Source organism: Paraglaciecola polaris LMG 21857 (assembly GCF_000315055.1).
Classification (GTDB): Bacteria; Pseudomonadota; Gammaproteobacteria; order Enterobacterales; family Alteromonadaceae; genus Paraglaciecola; species Paraglaciecola polaris.
In genome coordinates, this window is record NZ_BAER01000017.1 from 365,968 (window position 1) to 382,441 (window position 16,474).

Annotated in this window: 12 protein-coding genes; all 12 read right to left on the reverse strand. The window is 43.0% G+C overall.

The features are described from left to right. Positions 1–22: 22 nt before the first annotated feature. Positions 23–2,302 carry an FAD-dependent oxidoreductase gene (locus GPLA_RS03595; protein WP_007103465.1) on the reverse strand — a complete coding sequence of 760 codons (2,280 nt, stop codon included), beginning with the start codon at positions 2,300–2,302 and terminating at the stop codon, positions 23–25. Positions 2,303–2,312: 10 nt separating this feature from the next. Beyond that, positions 2,313–3,983, reverse strand: coding sequence for a sodium:solute symporter family protein (locus GPLA_RS03600; RefSeq protein WP_007103466.1), 1,671 nt, complete (start codon positions 3,981–3,983; stop codon positions 2,313–2,315). A 118-nt stretch (positions 3,984–4,101) separates the two neighbouring features. Beyond that, entirely contained in the window at positions 4,102–6,741 is a 2,640-nt protein-coding gene (locus GPLA_RS03605; protein WP_040513830.1) for a TonB-dependent receptor, read from the reverse strand. 328 nt (positions 6,742–7,069) lie between these two features. Next, a complete protein-coding gene (locus GPLA_RS03610) occupies positions 7,070–7,459 on the reverse strand; it encodes an MAPEG family protein (protein WP_007103468.1) in 390 nt (129 codons plus the stop codon). 102 nt (positions 7,460–7,561) lie between these two features. Next, positions 7,562–8,206: an adenylate kinase gene (gene adk, locus GPLA_RS03615; RefSeq protein WP_007103469.1), complete on the reverse strand. Its 645-nt coding sequence runs from the start codon at positions 8,204–8,206 to the stop codon at positions 7,562–7,564. A 189-nt stretch (positions 8,207–8,395) separates the two neighbouring features. Then, entirely contained in the window at positions 8,396–10,318 is a 1,923-nt protein-coding gene (gene htpG / locus GPLA_RS03620; RefSeq protein ID WP_007103470.1) for a molecular chaperone HtpG, read from the reverse strand. Between the two features lie 157 nt (positions 10,319–10,475). Then, the gene (gene recR / locus GPLA_RS03625) at positions 10,476–11,078 is read right to left on the reverse strand and encodes a recombination mediator RecR (protein ID WP_007103471.1); all 603 of its coding nucleotides are present in this window, start codon (positions 11,076–11,078) and stop codon (positions 10,476–10,478) included. 47 nt (positions 11,079–11,125) lie between these two features. Continuing rightward, the gene (locus GPLA_RS03630; protein WP_007103472.1) at positions 11,126–11,452 is read right to left on the reverse strand and encodes a YbaB/EbfC family nucleoid-associated protein; all 327 of its coding nucleotides are present in this window, start codon (positions 11,450–11,452) and stop codon (positions 11,126–11,128) included. A gap of 32 nt (positions 11,453–11,484) precedes the next feature. Further along, the gene (dnaX, locus tag GPLA_RS03635; protein ID WP_007103473.1) at positions 11,485–13,974 is read right to left on the reverse strand and encodes a DNA polymerase III subunit gamma/tau; all 2,490 of its coding nucleotides are present in this window, start codon (positions 13,972–13,974) and stop codon (positions 11,485–11,487) included. Between the two features lie 9 nt (positions 13,975–13,983). Further along, positions 13,984–14,520, reverse strand: a complete 537-nt coding sequence (gene apt, locus GPLA_RS03640) for an adenine phosphoribosyltransferase (protein WP_007103474.1) — start codon at positions 14,518–14,520, stop codon at positions 13,984–13,986. A 240-nt stretch (positions 14,521–14,760) separates the two neighbouring features. Next, on the reverse strand, positions 14,761–15,504 hold the full coding sequence (locus GPLA_RS03645) for an HvfC family RiPP maturation protein (protein ID WP_007103476.1): 744 nt from the start codon (positions 15,502–15,504) through the stop codon (positions 14,761–14,763). After that, positions 15,505–16,353: an HvfB family MNIO-type RiPP peptide maturase gene (locus tag GPLA_RS03650; RefSeq protein ID WP_007103477.1), complete on the reverse strand. Its 849-nt coding sequence runs from the start codon at positions 16,351–16,353 to the stop codon at positions 15,505–15,507. It lies immediately after the preceding gene. Between the last annotated feature and the right edge of the window lie 121 nt (positions 16,354–16,474).

The window sequence follows — 16,474 nt, forward strand, 5'->3', positions numbered from 1 at the left end:
TATGATTCCGTGAATTAAGCAATTATTGGGCGATAATTTCGAAAATTGAAATAGGCACATGCTCCGTTTTTTGTTTAAAAACAAAGATCAGAGTGTCCGTTTTAAAGGGCGTATCAAATACAATTTTATTGACCGACTGGTAGTTACTTTGACGACAAGCCACTTCATTATTGTTGCCATCCAAAATTCGGTAGTCAGCGATACAAAAGGGCATGGTGTTTTCGTGGTGTCCCATCAGCGATGATTCCAAAGCATGGTCAAAATCAGTATCAAAATGCAGTATCAGTTGATTGAGTAACTGGGCTTCTGGTAATTTGAAGTGAAGCGTCGCTTCTGACGCGTTCCACTGAGCAACCCATGCATTTGGTGCCAAGTAAGGACGTGTAATACCGTTTACTGTATTTTGCGGACGGTAGCAATTTAAAGCTGGCTCGATATCCATAGCAAAATTATGCCCTGCGGGCCGCCTTTCAGGGATCCAAAACTCAAACTCGTCAATACCAATATCTCCTTCAACACCTTGAAACCCGGTATTGGAGACAGCTTTGTTCTCACCATTAAATATGCTCATTACACCGGATACGCGTTTGTCCGACTGCATCACTTCTACGTCAGCATTTTGTATAAAGCATATAAATGCGTATTGATCTTCCGGGAGGGAAACTGGGCATGAAAATTCTAATGCTTGGATCCCTTCCGTTAGCGTAAATTGTTGTTCGTGAATTATCACGTTAGGCGTGTAGTTCGCTAATCGGTCGCTCGTCCGCAACTGCATCGTTAACACAGTGGCTTTTGCTGCTCTTACTTTTGTCGTGAATCGATACTCAGTATTTGCACATAACGGTAACATCTGCGCACCAGAAAAATTAAGGCGCTTCCAAATATCACTGGCGGGTAGACTACTAAGCAATAACGTAGATGAAGCTGTAATCCTCGAGCCCGCCAATTTATTGTGTGCTGGTGATATTTTAAGGCTAGGGATAAAGTGCCCATCGATTAGCAATGACTGTTGCAAAGCGTTTATATTATCGCGCTCGAATAGTTCACGAATGCCAATGTTATTCTCTTTGCACAAAGCAATAGCACGTCCAATGGCTTGCCCACCATGGGCACACGTACACATTACTCTAGTAGAGCCAAAGGCTATGTGCGACGCGCTGATAAGACGCCCCAAGACAAACAAATTTTCCATCTTTTGTGGAACAAAGCTGCGCAACGGGATCGTGTAGACCCCTTTGGTATGATATTGCTGACAGGGGGGGCGATCGCTGTAAACACCATCACCGGGGTGATGATCAATCGCCCAACCTCCATATGAAATCGCATCGTCATGAGAACGCTGTTCGACAAGATCTTGCTGAATGAGCATTGTTTCCCCCTCAAAACGTCGACTTTCACGTTTGCCAGGAATAGTCCCTACCCACTCCAACGTTAAGTTCTCAACACCTTCAAACTTCCCGCTATTTTTTATATAGTCCCAGACTCCATAAACGACTTTCCAGAGCTCAAACTTTATATCTTCTGACTGATAAATCGTGTCTAAATTACCGCCAAATTCTAACCACCATAAACGAGGTCCAATATCAGAGGGCTTAATCCGCTTCACTCTGTCGAGCGTCATTTTGTCTATCGAAGCGAAACTAGGCGGAATGAACTTGGTGGGCTGACCAACATCTTTACTGTAAAAGTAGATCGAATGACCTAACAGCTCAGACTCTTCCTGAGCTGGCGCCATCTTTTCACTAAATTCATCATGCGCCTCAGCACCGATTCGAAACGGTGCTCCCGCCATAAAGGCCACCACGCCATCTCCAGAGCCGTCACAAAAATAATCTGCTTTGACGACATACTGTGTGGAGTTTTGCGAACAATATGCAGTCACACTGCTGATGGTTTCGTCGTCCACCTTATCGACGTCGTAAACAGCAGTGTTTAGCAATAACGTGATGTTTTCTTCAACGGTTACTTTCTCTAACAGCACAGTATCAAGTATAAGAGTATTACCTTCAGGATTACGATAGAGGTTTTCGAGCATAATCTCGTCAATAATCCCGCCTTCACGAGAATATCTGTTGTTGTTTCCCATATGGGATGTTGCCCCAAGCGACCATAAACGCACCTCGCTTGATGCATTACCACCTAATACCGGACGGTCCTGTATCAAACACACCTTCAAACCATTTCGCGCCGCCGACAAGGCAGCACACACACCGGCTAGCCCGCCGCCAGTAATAGCAACGTCAACGTGATACTCGACATTGTGACTCTCTCGGCCAGCAGAGATAAATTGAGATTTATACATGATATTTCCTTTAATTTTGTTGCTGTGACGAGAAAGACGCTGTACGCGCTTTTCGTGATACTAAGACACCGACGAGGAAAACGATTATGCCGACAGTTAATGTTTCAAAACGCCCACCTTCGGTCAGAAACCCTAAGCAAAGAATAATGAAGCCGATAGATAAAATACCGACCGAAATAACGCGTAATGCATGTGTATTCTCGGGTGTAGCATTTTTAATAAAACGCTCATCAGTAACCTCAGGGCGTGCTGGGTTGACACTATTCAATATACTTAGCGGCGTTTTGAGACGATATGTGCATTCGAATACCAACAAAAAAGCGCCTGGGATAAAGACACCGCAGATCATCTCTTGAGCAGTACTTAACTCCATATCGAATAGAGGTCCGAGTAGGAATTTCAATGAAAGGTTAATGACTAAACTTGAAATGGTCACGGTCACAAGGCTAAAACCAGTTTGATATTTAGAGAACAACGCCCACAAAGGCGGTAAGTAGAGTGGTGCTCCTGTTAGCGCTGCAACACTAAGTACAACGTTGACGATCCCCCCCATTGATTGCACAGACATAGCGACAAGTATTGCTAAAATGCCAAACGTCGCCGAGGATAAACGCGCAATCAGCATAGGTTTAAGCCGTTGTGACTTAACGAGGTTTGGGTATACATCGTTAGTAAACACCCCCGCGGCAATGTTGATTGTCGTATTCACTGAGCTTGCCGTTGCAAATACCATGGCGCCGATTACGAGCCCAAGTAATCCTGTCGGTAACACCTGTTGACTCATTAACAAATACGCATTTTCGGTATCAGGTGCTATCAGTCCTGGCTCAATCGAGCGATATAACATCGGCGGTAACATCCATATGATCGGTGCGACAAGGTATAAGCAACCAAACAACCAACCCACTTTCTTTGCGTCTTGTGCACTAGGTACACTCGTATAACGCTGCACGTAAGCCCAGTTCCCTCCAATAAAAAGAGTGTTGTATATCAAAAAAGCCACTAGAAACCCTGCACTGTATTTATCATTCGCGAGGTTAAAAAAATCATCTGGAACAGAATCTACGAAGCTATTTAGGCCACCTGCAGCATCGATTGATAATGGAATGATCAGTAATACAGCAGCCGTGAGAACAATGAATTGTAATACATCTGTTGTAAGTACTGCCCACAACCCACCAACAGATGTATACAAGATGATAAATGCACCAAGCATCACTATCGCCAAGTTCAAGTTGATCCCCGTGGTCACTTCTATTATTTTTCCAACCGGATATAAGAATGCGCCTGCAGTAAACAGATTCATCACTAGAAACGTTGCAGAGTAAAACTTTTGCGTCGGCAAACCTACTCGACGAGTAATGAATTGAGCGGCAGTTAAAACACGTTGACGGTTCCAAGCGGGCGCGATGAATAATGCAATAATAAATCCTGATATTGCCATGGTCATCTGAATACTGACCGACACAAGACCGTCGCTATAGGCGATGGCACCCCAAACAACAAATGTACCAACTGAAAAGAAACTCATGAACAGTGACAGGCCACTTATCCACCAAGGAACTTGGCCTCCGCCAGCAAAAAACGTCTTGCTGTCACCCTGGCCACTTTTAAATTGCAATCCTAACAATACGATGAGTAACGTGAACACTCCCGCAACAGTGATATCTAAAATGCCCAATAGACTTCCCCTAATTTACTAACAAACACTTAGTACATGAGCAATAGCGACCATTTCACTCGCTATTGCTGAACACAATCTGTTTGATAAACGACCTAATCAATTCGATTCGGTTGAGCTAGAAGGTCGCCCTAACACCAGCAAAGAATCGGCGACCCGTATTTTCTACGCGAAACTTTCTCTCTTCGAAATTGGAATATTGATCAACCCGTTCATCATTTAAGTTGATTGCATCGAACGAAACACGCCAACTTTCGTTAATGTCGTAACTTGCAGAGAAATCAAGTTGTCCCCGGGATTCTTCAAACAATTGAGAGCCATTAAAATTTCTGGAAACCAGATAACTATCACGCCAGTTGTAGGCAAAACGTACCGAATAGCCATACTTTTCATAGAACGCCACTAGATTAACGCTATTTTCTGATAGCCCTTCGAGGGGTAACGATAGCTCGTCACCACCGGTTGAAACGCCATCACTATCAATGTATGTGTAGTTGGATTGAACACCGAAGCCGCTCTCCCACACCGTTTGATATGCTAATTCAAGACCGTTAATCGTCGAGTCACCACCGGCAACAGTAGAGGTAACGAGGAAATTATTCGTGCCAAAATCTGGGCTTCCGACATTGGCATTCACCGCACCTTCAAGGGCTTTCCTTTCTGTATTCGGTGATAAGAACCCGCTTACGTCCTTACGGAAAATAGCGCCCGTTAATGCACTGAACTCACTGATATACCATTCAAGAGATAAATCATAAGCGTCAGCTTCAGCAACGTCTAAATTAGGATTTCCTCCTCTAGCAGCCCCTGCCAGCACATCCAAAGACACGCCCCCCGCCAAGGCAGAACTATCTGGTTGAGCGACAACCTTTGAGTAGGCAGCACGTAATATCAAATCACTGTCTAATTCAATTTTGATATTCGCACTTGGCAAGAAGTTGCTGTAGTCGCGATTAAATGTATCTGCGGTTGCGCCAGTATCATCTATAAAGAAAAAGCGACTCTCTTGAGATGTATCAACCCAGCGTGCCCCAAATCCACCTGAAACGGGTAAATCTGACCATTGCGTCTGAAAATTAGCTTTAATGTATAACGAAGTCATTTCTTCGGCGGTTGAGTAGGTTCCATCAGGCTGAGCAAAAAAGACGCCTGAACCTTGAGTACTTGCGTTTTGTTGAACATAATTTAATAACGCTTTTGTACTGCCCAAACCACCAGGAACAGCGGCGATAAATCGCTCAACGTTAGATGCTTCTCCATCATATACATCGGATAGCGAGACAGAACGGTAGAGGTTTTGGTCAACTGAACCTTCCAGTCCTCCTAGAGTAGGAACAATCCAAACCCCTCCTCCATTTATAGCATCCCCCGCCCTTTCTTGATAACGAGACGCTTTCTGATCAGCCCAACGAATACCAGCTTCAATGCTAGTAAAAAAGTCATTTTCCAAATAATAAGTCGTATCGAAAGTTGCGGTGGTTTCGTCATTTTCATAATTTACAACCTGACTAAAGCCGATGAGTCCACTTGCGCTGTCGTACAAATTAGGATCATTTGCATCAAAGTCATCAGTGACATTAAGAACAGGTAAGTCTTGTCCGAAATCTCTGAAAAATGTCACTCCATTTTGCCGCACTCGTGCGAAGTCTTGATAATCATCTTGCTCTGCGCTGCCATGACTCACTTTGCCTTCGAACAACCAATTATCAATTGTGTGATTAAACCCAAGTACGATACTTGTAGTCTCTGAGTTATTTTCAAGTGCTTCACCATTTCCTTGGACTTGAGATATAAACGTGCCAGCCAAGATAGTGTCATTGCTCGACACCATTGGCGTGTCCAAGTAATTAGCTATTACTGAGCCTCCACTATCGGCACTTGAGAACCAACTTCTATCTCGTTCAATATCATAAGATGCATAAAAGGTATTTAAGTAGATTTCGGTTTCAGATGTAGGTCGCCACTGAACATTAAACAAAGCTCCAGTTCGGTCCCGATCTTCATCTAAGGTCTGTAGGCGCAAGTCTCCAGGAGCTGAAAGCGTATCGCCAGACCAGCCCGTACGAGTAAAAAACAACTCTTCTCCCACACTGCGAGCAGACTCACTTAAACTCACCAAAACACCCAATTCACCTTCGATGAGTTCTTTTGACCAAGTTATACCGTAACGCGGATCGACGGCATCCGTTCGATCATCATATGAGCCTTGCAATGATATAGAGGTCTTATCACCAACAGATAGAGGCTTAAGCAGTGTTAAATTCACTGTACCACCTAGTGAACCACTGACTTGGTCTGCTGAAGCTGATTTATATACTTCGACACCTGATAACAACTCGGCAGGGACAAACTGCAAAACAGGAAATACGGTTTCGTCGAAACCTGAATACGAGCGGCCAATAGGATTAACGAGACTCACACCATCTAACTCTATACGGTTTTGTACTAGCCCTCTAACAGCAACACGAGAACCTTCGCCGTTTCGACGTTGGATTTGAATCCCGGTAATCCGCTGTAATGTCTCAGCCACATTTTCATCAGGAAGTTTACCTATATCTTCAGCTGAAATGGCATCAGAAATAACTGATGCATCCTGTTTTACAGCCAATGCCGCGGTAATACTTTGACGTATTCCTTTAACACTGATGACTTCTACATTTTCGATACTGCTGCTTTCTTGGGCGTACATTGGCAGGGCGTTTAATACACCAGCAATGCAAAGAGACAGTCTTGTTAAGCGGATTACTTTTCGTTTCATGTGCCTTCTCTATACTCACTTAGGAGTATCTATAATAGACACAGTATAAAATGTAATCAAGATGTTAATTAACGTAAATTTGTTTTTAATTGCGAGAAAAGGAAGTTGCACTAGCTTATGAAACGATAAACTCTATAAAGATCAACAGAGTATACCTATTAAAGACACAAGCTAATTTTGTCAATAATGTATCGATAACTGATACCTGTTATAAAATCACCACTCAAATATGAAAAAACGGCGCTCAAAAAGCACCGTTTTTAATTCTGTCTAGAGTCGAAAAGTAATGACTCATGATGATTGTTCAAAGTGAACGTCCGTCTTAATATTAATAAAGAAAAACGATGTTCTGTACCGATAATCCAATCAAAGCGCCAAAAGTAAGCATCATGCCAGCGATACGTTGCCAGCTTGCCCCTGAATGATGTTTCAAACCATAGGCATGCACGATGCGCCCTATCAATAGTGCGACACCAGTGGCGTGTAAGACGCCGGTATGCGCTAAATTAATTTCCGCTATTAACATAAGGATCAAAATTAGAGGCACATACTCCGCAAAATTAGCATGTGCTCTAATGATCCCCAAAAAGTGGCTGTTTCCGCCGTCTCCCAAGCTTATTTTTGCTGAGCGGCGACCTTTAATCACCAGAATAGAGAGATACATAAAGGTTATCCCTAGCAGACCACCGTAAAAAGCAGTAATTGGCGTATGTAACATGGTGTCGAGATTCCTATTTGATACAAAAAATGAAAGATTGATTATAGACATAAAAAAACCCACTTTTCAGTGGGTTTTTATCATTCGATTGAATAGCGATAATTAGCCAAGTAAAGATGACAATTGCTTGCTAACCACATCAACTGCCTTGGTACCGTCAATCTTATGGTATTGACAGTTACCTGCATTTGCTTCTAATTGGTAATAATCTACAAGAGGCTTAGTTTGCTCGTGATATACGCTGAGACGATGACGAACAGTGTCTTCTTGATCATCCACACGGATAACCAAGTCTTCCCCTGTTTCATCGTCTTTTCCGTCATTTTTAGGCGGATTATATTGCAAATGATAAACTCGGCCAGACGCGGGGTGAACGCGACGTCCCGCCATACGTTCAACAATGACTTCGTCCGGTACATCAAATTCGATAACATGATCGACATTAATGCCCGCTTCTTTCATCGCATCAGCTTGAGGAATAGTGCGCGGAAAACCATCGAGTAAGAAACCACCTTGGCAATCATCTTGCGTAATGCGCTCTTTTACCAAACCAATGATAAGCTCATCGGAAACCAGTTTCCCTTCATCCATAACGCGCTTTGCGGCGTTACCTAACTCGGTGCCCGCTTTAATCGCTGCTCTAAGCATATCTCCGGTAGAAATCTGCGGAATACCATACTTACCCATTAAATATTGAGCTTGAGTGCCTTTACCAGCACCAGGTGCACCAAGAAGAATAATACGCATATTCTTTCCCCTCGCCTTTAGTTTAAAGTTAAAAAATTCTGAGCCGAACTTTACACATTCGACCTTTTAGATACAAGCCATATAAGACGTATGTCTTAGGTCAAACCTGTAAACTTACATTAATACATAATATACACAAAAAATGGGCCCAAGAGCCCATTTTTTAACGTTATGTTGAATAATTTAGCGCTATTTTGCTAAATTCATTAGTAAGGTGTTTAAATTGTGCACAAAGGCAGCTGGATCTTTTAAACTGCCTTGTTCTGACAATGCAGCTTGATCAAATAAGACTTCAGTCCACTGGGCAAAGCGTTCTTCATCTTGTACTTCAGCAAGCATTTTAACCAAATTATGCTCCGGGTTAAGCTCAAAATGGTACTGAGCCTCAGGTACCGGCTGACCTGCAGCTTGCATCAACTTAATCATCTGAGTTGACATGCCACTGCCGTCCGCCACGATACACGCTGGGGAGTCAGTCAATCTATGGGTGAATTTTACCTCAGCCACTTTAGCACCAAGTACTGTTTTAACGCGTTCAGTTAAGCCTTCAACCTGTTTTTCAGCATCTTCTTGGGCTTTTTTGCTGTCTTCGTCGTCTAAGTCACCTAAATCCAACTCACCGTGAGTAACTGACTGAAATGATTTTTCATCAAATTCGGTAAGATGCGACATTAACCACTCATCTACCCTGTCTGACATCAATAACACTTCAATGCCTTTCTTACGGAAAATTTCAAGATGCGGACTAGACTTAGCAGCTTTATAACTGTCCGCAGTGATGTAATAAATTTTGTCCTGTCCGTCTTTCATTCTACTTACATAGTCTGCCAACGAAACAGTTTGGGCTTCACTATCACCCTCAGTAGAGGCAAAGCGTAATAAACCTGCGACTTTTTCTTTATTCGCGAAGTCTTCCGCCGGCCCTTCTTTTAAGGCGTTACCGAACTCAGTCCAAAATCCTTGATACTTTTCACTGTCGTTTTTCGCAACACGTTCAAGCATCTGTAAAACACGCTTAGTGCAGCCCTGACGAATAGCTTGGGTAACTTTGTTGTCTTGCAAGATTTCGCGGGATACATTCAATGGCAAATCATTTGAATCAAGTAAACCTTTAACGAAACGTAAATAAGTCGGCATGAACTGTTCAGCATCGTCCATAATGAATACGCGCTGCACATAAAGTTTCAAGCCGTGCTTTTGGTCACGGTTCCACATGTCAAATGGGGCTTTCGCCGGAATATATAACAAACTATTGTATTCCGTTTTACCTTCCACTTTGTTGTGCGACCAAACAAGCGGATCTGTGAAGTCGTGAGAAATATGCTTGTAAAACTCAGTATATTCTTCGTCCGTCACTTCAGATTTATCGCGAGTCCAAAGAGCCGTTGCCTTATTCACAGCTTCCCATTTAGCTGGTTCAGCAGGCGTTTTTTCGCCGTCAGGACCATCGCTTTCAGGAACTTCTTCTTTAAACATCATGACAGGAATGTTGATATGGTCAGAGTACTTACTTACGATCGAGCGCAAACGCCAATCATCGGCAAATTCTTTCTCTTCTTCGCGTATGAATAAGGTAATTTCAGTTCCGCGCTCAGCTTTGTCAATATCAGCAACGGTGAATTCACCTTCACCTTCTGATGTCCACTCAACACCTTTGCTTGGATCATCACCAGCAGCACGTGAGCGCACAACGACCTTCTTAGCAACGATAAACGCAGAATAAAAACCAACGCCAAATTGACCAATAAGCTGAGAATCTTTAGCTTGGTCACCAGAAAGGTTATTGAAGAATTCAGACGTACCTGACTTTGCAATCGTACCTAGATGTTCAATCACGCTAGCGCGATCCATTCCGATACCGTTGTCGGAGATTGTGATTGAGCCAGCTTCTTTATCAACGCTGAGCTTAACGCACAAATCGCCGTTACCTTCGTACAAGCTGTCATTCGACAATGCTTTGAAACGTAGTTTGTCAGCTGCATCGGCAGCGTTAGAAACAAGTTCACGAAGAAATATTTCTTTATTCGAATAAAGTGAATGGATCATCAACTGAAGTAATTGTTTTACTTCAGTTTGAAAGCCATGAGTTTCTTGATGGGCAACGTCAGCCATGGGCAAGTATCTCCAAAGTTAGTGGTTTCTGTTTGTGAGTAAGGAGATAAGGTCGCTTGCATGCATTTCAATACATAACGCGAAAAAATTGTAACTATTGGTGAGATATTAAACGGTCCAAGCCCTAGACCGTTGGCAAAAAGAAGTGTTTTTTAACCTAAGATAAGCTTCTGCGACCGACAAAAGCGTGCGTTAATGTATTACCATCAACATACTCAAGCTCCCCTCCCACGGGCATACCGTGCGCTAATCGAGTAGCTTGAATATCACGAGCACTGCACATTTGGCCAATATAATGCGCAGTGGCTTCCCCTTCAACTGTGGGATTGGTCGCCAGTATTACTTCAGTCAGATCTTTATTATCTAACATGTTCGCGAGATCATCTAAACCAATCTCACTCGGCCCAATGCCATCAATCGGTGACAAATGCCCCATTAACACAAAATAAAGTCCTTTGAACTCAGCTGTTTGCTCAATTGCCACTACATCTTGTGGAGACTCTACCACGCATAAGGTACCAGCATCACTGCGCGTTGGATGAGCGCAAATCTCACACAACTCACTTTCCGTGAAGGTTCGGCATTGCTTGCAGTGCCCCACATGCTCCATTGCGTTATGCAACACCTGGCTCAACTGCAAGGCGCCACTTCTATTTCGCTCTAATAAATGAAATGCCATACGCTGAGCACTTTTCGGCCCTACCCCAGGCAACACCTTAAACGCATTAATCAGCTCTAGAATTAGAGGGCTAAGTTTCATCTATATAACCTTAATCGGATAACGAACAGCTCAAATCAGTCAAGGGACTAAAACGGCATTTTGAAGCCTGGGGGCATAGCCATGCCGCCAGTTACATCAGCCATTTGCTCTTTTGTGGTTTCTTGAACCCGGCGCACCGCATCATTCATTGCAGCTGCGACCAAATCTTCAATCATTTCTTTATCGTCTTCCATCAAACTGTCGTCGATGTCGACACGGCGAACATTGTGATTACAGGTCATGGTCACTTTTACCAAACCCGCACCAGATTCACCCGTGACTTCCATTTTCGCAAGTTCTTCTTGTTTTTTCTGCATGCGCTCTTGCATCTGTTGCGCTTGCTTCATTACGTTACCCATACCACCTTTAAACATAACTATTCTCTCTTAATCTTTGAAATAAAAACTTATCGTGCTTTGATTGATTCGCTTAGCACTTGAGCATTAAACATCTCTTTAAACATGCAAATAGCATTATCGGTTTCGACCACTTGCTTGGCATAATCAAACCGCACTCGATTGATACTCTGCTGAAGCGCGAACGGTGTATTGACTGCGTCCCCTACATGTACATTTAAGGAAATATCTTGTAGTAATACATCACTCAAGGCTTGCTGTAACTGTTCCCGGGCAGAAGCGGTATTTAAATGCTCCTTACTTTGAACAAGGTTAAGCAACACTGTATTCCCCTCGCGCGAAAATTCCGAATGCAATGCCAATTGCTTAGTTAAAGCCGCGACTTGCATCTGAGTTATAAGTGCGCTCCATTTATCCAATTGAGGTGCGATGGTCACTTTTTCACCTGACGCTAAAAAAGCTGGCACAACATAATTGACTTCACACTCCAAATCTTGCGCTAAATGAGCAGTGGGGTCGAAAATAGCATTTTCAACGTCTTGCTCATCTCCTGAGATAACCACTTGTTCATCAACACGGATGTTAATTTCATCAAGGGGCATTTCATCAGTTGCCCAAGGGGGAGCTTCTTCAACTTCTTGTTCCCCATGAGTAATAAGCTCTGGAACCTCGGCATTAACAATAGCGGGTGCTGATGTCAGTTGCTGACCGGTATTTGCTGTTGACGTATCAACCTGTGCCTGTGCTCTGGGAATAGCACCTTGCATTGGCTCTATACCCGGTCCGTTCCCCCCAGGCAAAAATTGGCTGGCATCATAACCGCCTTCAGACTTTTTTACTGAAGGGGCTTTCTCCTCTTCGTCGGCTGCTGCTTGAGCTAACTTTCTACGCAAGGCTAACAAACTTTCAGTCGACTGAGGTTGTAACTCAGATGTATCTTGTGCAGGGTTTTCAACGTTTTTTTCAGCGGACATAGGCGTGTATTGAGCTTGAATAAAATGCTCAGCCTCTTGCATTATGCCTTGTTGTTGAGCTTCCATCTCCTGCATTTGCACAGCATTATAATGCTCATCATCGTAATGATGATCGTCCGAATTAACCGTTGAAGAGCCGCTTGACTCTATGGGAGCATGCTCTGCTTTTCTGCTTGAATTAGGGCTTTCAAACGCATCATCAGCTAACGTTTGCGTGTTGGGGTTTGTTAGCGCACTATTTGATGTATCTACCGAGTTTTCGGGTGAACGCGAGCTTTGACTATCATCTATAAACTCATTTTCATTCCTATGAGTTATAATCGACTCTTGGGGTAAAACATTCGTCGGCTGAGACATTGTTGACCCAGCGGAAGGAGTGATTCGCTCTGTTGGCGAATCTTGCCCTGACAGTGTGGCATCTAGTGACACAATCTCAGGGTTTGGCGTCATTGCCACTAAATCATCAATGCTGGTAGAGGCTTGCACGGGACTAAATGCCAACATCCGCAAAAGTGTCATCTCAAGCCCCGTTTTCGCGTCCGCAGCAAACGGCAGATCACGTTTTCCTTGTAGAGCTATCTGATAAAGTAACTGCACATTCTCAGCTGCAACACGCTTGGCTAACTGATAAATAGCCCGTGCAGAAATCGTTTCAAGTTTACAAGCGTCAGGTACAAACTGAGTTAACGCGATTTGATGCAATAAGCTCATTAATTCGTTCAGTACTTGGCTATAGTCAGCGGCCTGCTCCGACATTGACTCAACTAGTTCAAACACCATTTCATTCTGTTTATTAAACACCGCATTTAGCAATTTAAGTACTTGAGTTTTATCCATCAAGCCAAGCATATCAGTCACTATGTTCAAACTGACGTTACCGTTACCTTGCGCGATAGCCTGATCCGATAAACTTAATGCGTCCCGCATACTACCTTGAGCGGCTCTTGCTAACTGCGCAAGTGCCTCAGGCTCATTCTCGATTTGCTCTTGAGCAAAGACATGCTGTAATTGTTGGCCAATTTGCGCTCTAGACAAAGCCTTGAGGTTAAACTGCAAACAGCGAGATAAGATAGTGATAGGTAGCTTCTGGGGATCCGTTGTTGCCAACAAAAATTTCACGTGAGGTGGCGGCTCTTCTAAGGTTTTAAGCAGAGCGTTAAAACTGTGTTTGGATAACATATGCACTTCATCTATCAAATAGACTTTATAACGGCCTCTGGAAGGACGATATTGCACATTGTCTAATAACTCACGTGTATCCTCGACTTTTGTACGCGAAGCAGCGTCAATCTCTAAAAGATCAACAAAGTTTCCTTGTTCTATCTCCACGCATGTCGAGCATTGGCCACAGGGTTTTGACCCCATACCTAATTCGCAATTAAGACTTTTAGAAAAGATACGCGCGATGGTCGTTTTGCCAACTCCGCGTGTCCCCGTAAACAAATAAGCATGGTGTAGACGATCATTATCAAGTGCATTTGAAATTGCCGCGACAACATGCTCCTGACCGACTAATTCGCTAAAATTATTTGGTCGCCATTTTCGCGCTAGAACTTGATAGCTCATGTGATTAAATTACTCGCCTTCGAACTCACATAGTGAGTGACTTTGAACGCCAATTTCCTTTAACTTGGTTTCTCCGCCCAAATCAGGCAAGGAAATAACAAATCCAGCGTGCTCCACAATACCGCCTAACCGTCTAATTAGATTAGCTGTAGCGATCATTGTACCGCCCGTGGCGAGTAAGTCGTCTAACATCAACACTCTTTCACCGGGCTTGACTGCATCTTCATGCATTTCCAAACAATCTGTTCCGTACTCAAGCTCATAGGTTTCGCTAATGACTTTGCGCGGCAGCTTATTCGGCTTACGTACAGGAATAAAACCAATACCAAGCTCGATCGCTAGCGGTGCACCGAACAAAAAGCCACGGGCTTCAGTTCCTGCAACCTTGTCAAACTTATAAGGCGCAAACTCTTTAACCAAAAGTTCGATGCTAGATGTGTACGCTTTGTGATCTTCAAGTATCGAAGTCACGTCACGAAATAAAATCCCAGGCTTGGGATAATCAGGTACGGTTTTAATAACCGACTTTATATAAGCAGCGGGCACAGCTTTCCCCGTTGTAATTGATAATTAAAAAACGACGGCTAAAGGAAAACTATCCAACCTAAAATGACATGCATCAATGGCAATGCCAATAGAGTCAAAAGCCCAGCAGTTAGATAAGTGAAATTGAACGGATCTTGAGAACCATTATTATCTTGCATTGAAAACCCCATTCGTCGCGATTTAACTAATATGAATTCAGCCCTAAATGGTAATTCAAAGCGGATAAAATTGATAGCCAATTTACTCGTTAATCGAGTATGGAATGAGTATCTCGTGCTCAAGCATTTGTTCAACTATTTGCTTAACCCCTTGGATGACTTGCGCTGCATCTAGTTGCGGCAAACTTTCCACCATGATGGAATTCAATGAATCGATTGAAAGATGTGCGTTATTCTCTATGGTTAATAATAAATGGGCTGTCATTGCGGTGATCAGAGTAAAATCGACTTTGTCGTCACTATCTCGGTGAATTACCAAGTAAACAGGTCCGTTAGATTCTGTAGGCTGATAGTCTTGGCTAATTTGATGAACCGGGTATTGATAACTAACCACACTTGCCAGTTGTGACAACTGCATATTTTCAACAGATTCAACTGCATCCCATTTTTGAGTTTGCTTACGAATTGAAACAGCCAGTTCCATCCATTCGTAATGAGCCAGTTCAGCCATAAACGCCGAGTCACAGGCCTGTAGTTCATACTCGTTACTTAAATATTCGACAAATTCTTTACTGATATCGGTAAAATATGGAGAGCGACATTCGTGCTCTGCGAAAAACTGTCGTGCTAAACGATCCCATTCATCCTCGCTATATAGACTCTCTAACACAGGAAACCCCGAACTTAGGAAGCCTTTTATGTTATTGAAAAATAGCTCCTTATAAATATTCATGCGCCGAGATTCAATAGGATGTGAAAACGGTTTATTTTCTGGATCTTTAATATGTTCGATAAATTCCAACTGAGTCTTTTGAAATTCAAACATTTACGCGAACTCCTGATGACTGGGCATCATAGAATGCTTTTCTTGTAACTTACGTATTTTTTCAACTTCAAGCAGTAACTCGTTAATCGGCGGTATATTAAAGTCTCGCTCCAATAAAGTGGGAAAAACACCGTGAATTTCATATGCTTTTTCTAGTAAATCCCAAACAGGCTGAATAACGTCAGCGCCATGTGTATCAACCTTCAAATCATCCGCTTCATCGAAATGCCCCGCAATGTGTCCATATAAAATACGGGACGTCGGCATAGATGCGAGAAATTCTTCGGCATCATAACCATGGTTGATAGAATTAACATATATGTTGTTTACGTCGAGCAGCATTTTACAATTCGATTCTTCCAATACCGCTAATGTAAAATCCCGTTCACTCATTTTTGCGTTTGGCGCTGCATAATATGAAACGTTCTCTAGGATCAGTGGCCGCTCAATAATATCCTGTACCGTTTCCACTCGCCTAACAACGTACTTAACGGCTTCTTCACTAAAAGGAATGGGCATCAGATCATAAAGGTGACCTTTACCTGAGCAATAGCTCAAATGTTCGCTGTAATGTTCAATGTTATGTGTATCGAGAAATGCTTTTACATCTTTTACAAAGTTGATATCCAGAGGCTCTGGACCCCCAATTGATAACGAAAGACCGTGAGTAACAAATTGGCTAGCGCCGGTAAATCGTGACAGTTGTTTTTGATACTTCCCCCCTAGCGGGATCCAATTTTCTGGGGCGACTTCCCAAAAATCTACCGAGCTTGGAATATTATCAATTAGCTCACCAATCATTTCGCGTCGCAATCCTAAACCAACACCTGCAAAATGTTTTTTTCGCATAACTTACTCCGCGATTATTTTAACGTTGTATTTAATTTATGTGGCATAAAAGATAAAGGCCAGCAAAGCCGGCCTTTATTAAAAAATTCTAATTAAGAATTAAGCTTGGCCACCACATTTT

Coding starts and splice junctions, on each gene's coding strand:
- GPLA_RS03605 (WP_040513830.1), bottom strand. CDS start 6,741: ATGAAACGAAAAGTAATCCGCTTAACAAGACTGTCTCTTTGCATTGCT.
- GPLA_RS03595 (WP_007103465.1), bottom strand. CDS start 2,302: ATGTATAAATCTCAATTTATCTCTGCTGGCCGAGAGAGTCACAATGTC.
- dnaX (WP_007103473.1), bottom strand. CDS start 13,974: ATGAGCTATCAAGTTCTAGCGCGAAAATGGCGACCAAATAATTTTAGC.
- htpG (WP_007103470.1), bottom strand. CDS start 10,318: ATGGCTGACGTTGCCCATCAAGAAACTCATGGCTTTCAAACTGAAGTA.
- GPLA_RS03630 (WP_007103472.1), bottom strand. CDS start 11,452: ATGTTTAAAGGTGGTATGGGTAACGTAATGAAGCAAGCGCAACAGATG.
- GPLA_RS03650 (WP_007103477.1), bottom strand. CDS start 16,353: ATGCGAAAAAAACATTTTGCAGGTGTTGGTTTAGGATTGCGACGCGAA.
- GPLA_RS03645 (WP_007103476.1), bottom strand. CDS start 15,504: ATGTTTGAATTTCAAAAGACTCAGTTGGAATTTATCGAACATATTAAA.
- recR (WP_007103471.1), bottom strand. CDS start 11,078: ATGAAACTTAGCCCTCTAATTCTAGAGCTGATTAATGCGTTTAAGGTG.
- adk (WP_007103469.1), bottom strand. CDS start 8,206: ATGCGTATTATTCTTCTTGGTGCACCTGGTGCTGGTAAAGGCACTCAA.
- GPLA_RS03610 (WP_007103468.1), bottom strand. CDS start 7,459: ATGTTACATACGCCAATTACTGCTTTTTACGGTGGTCTGCTAGGGATA.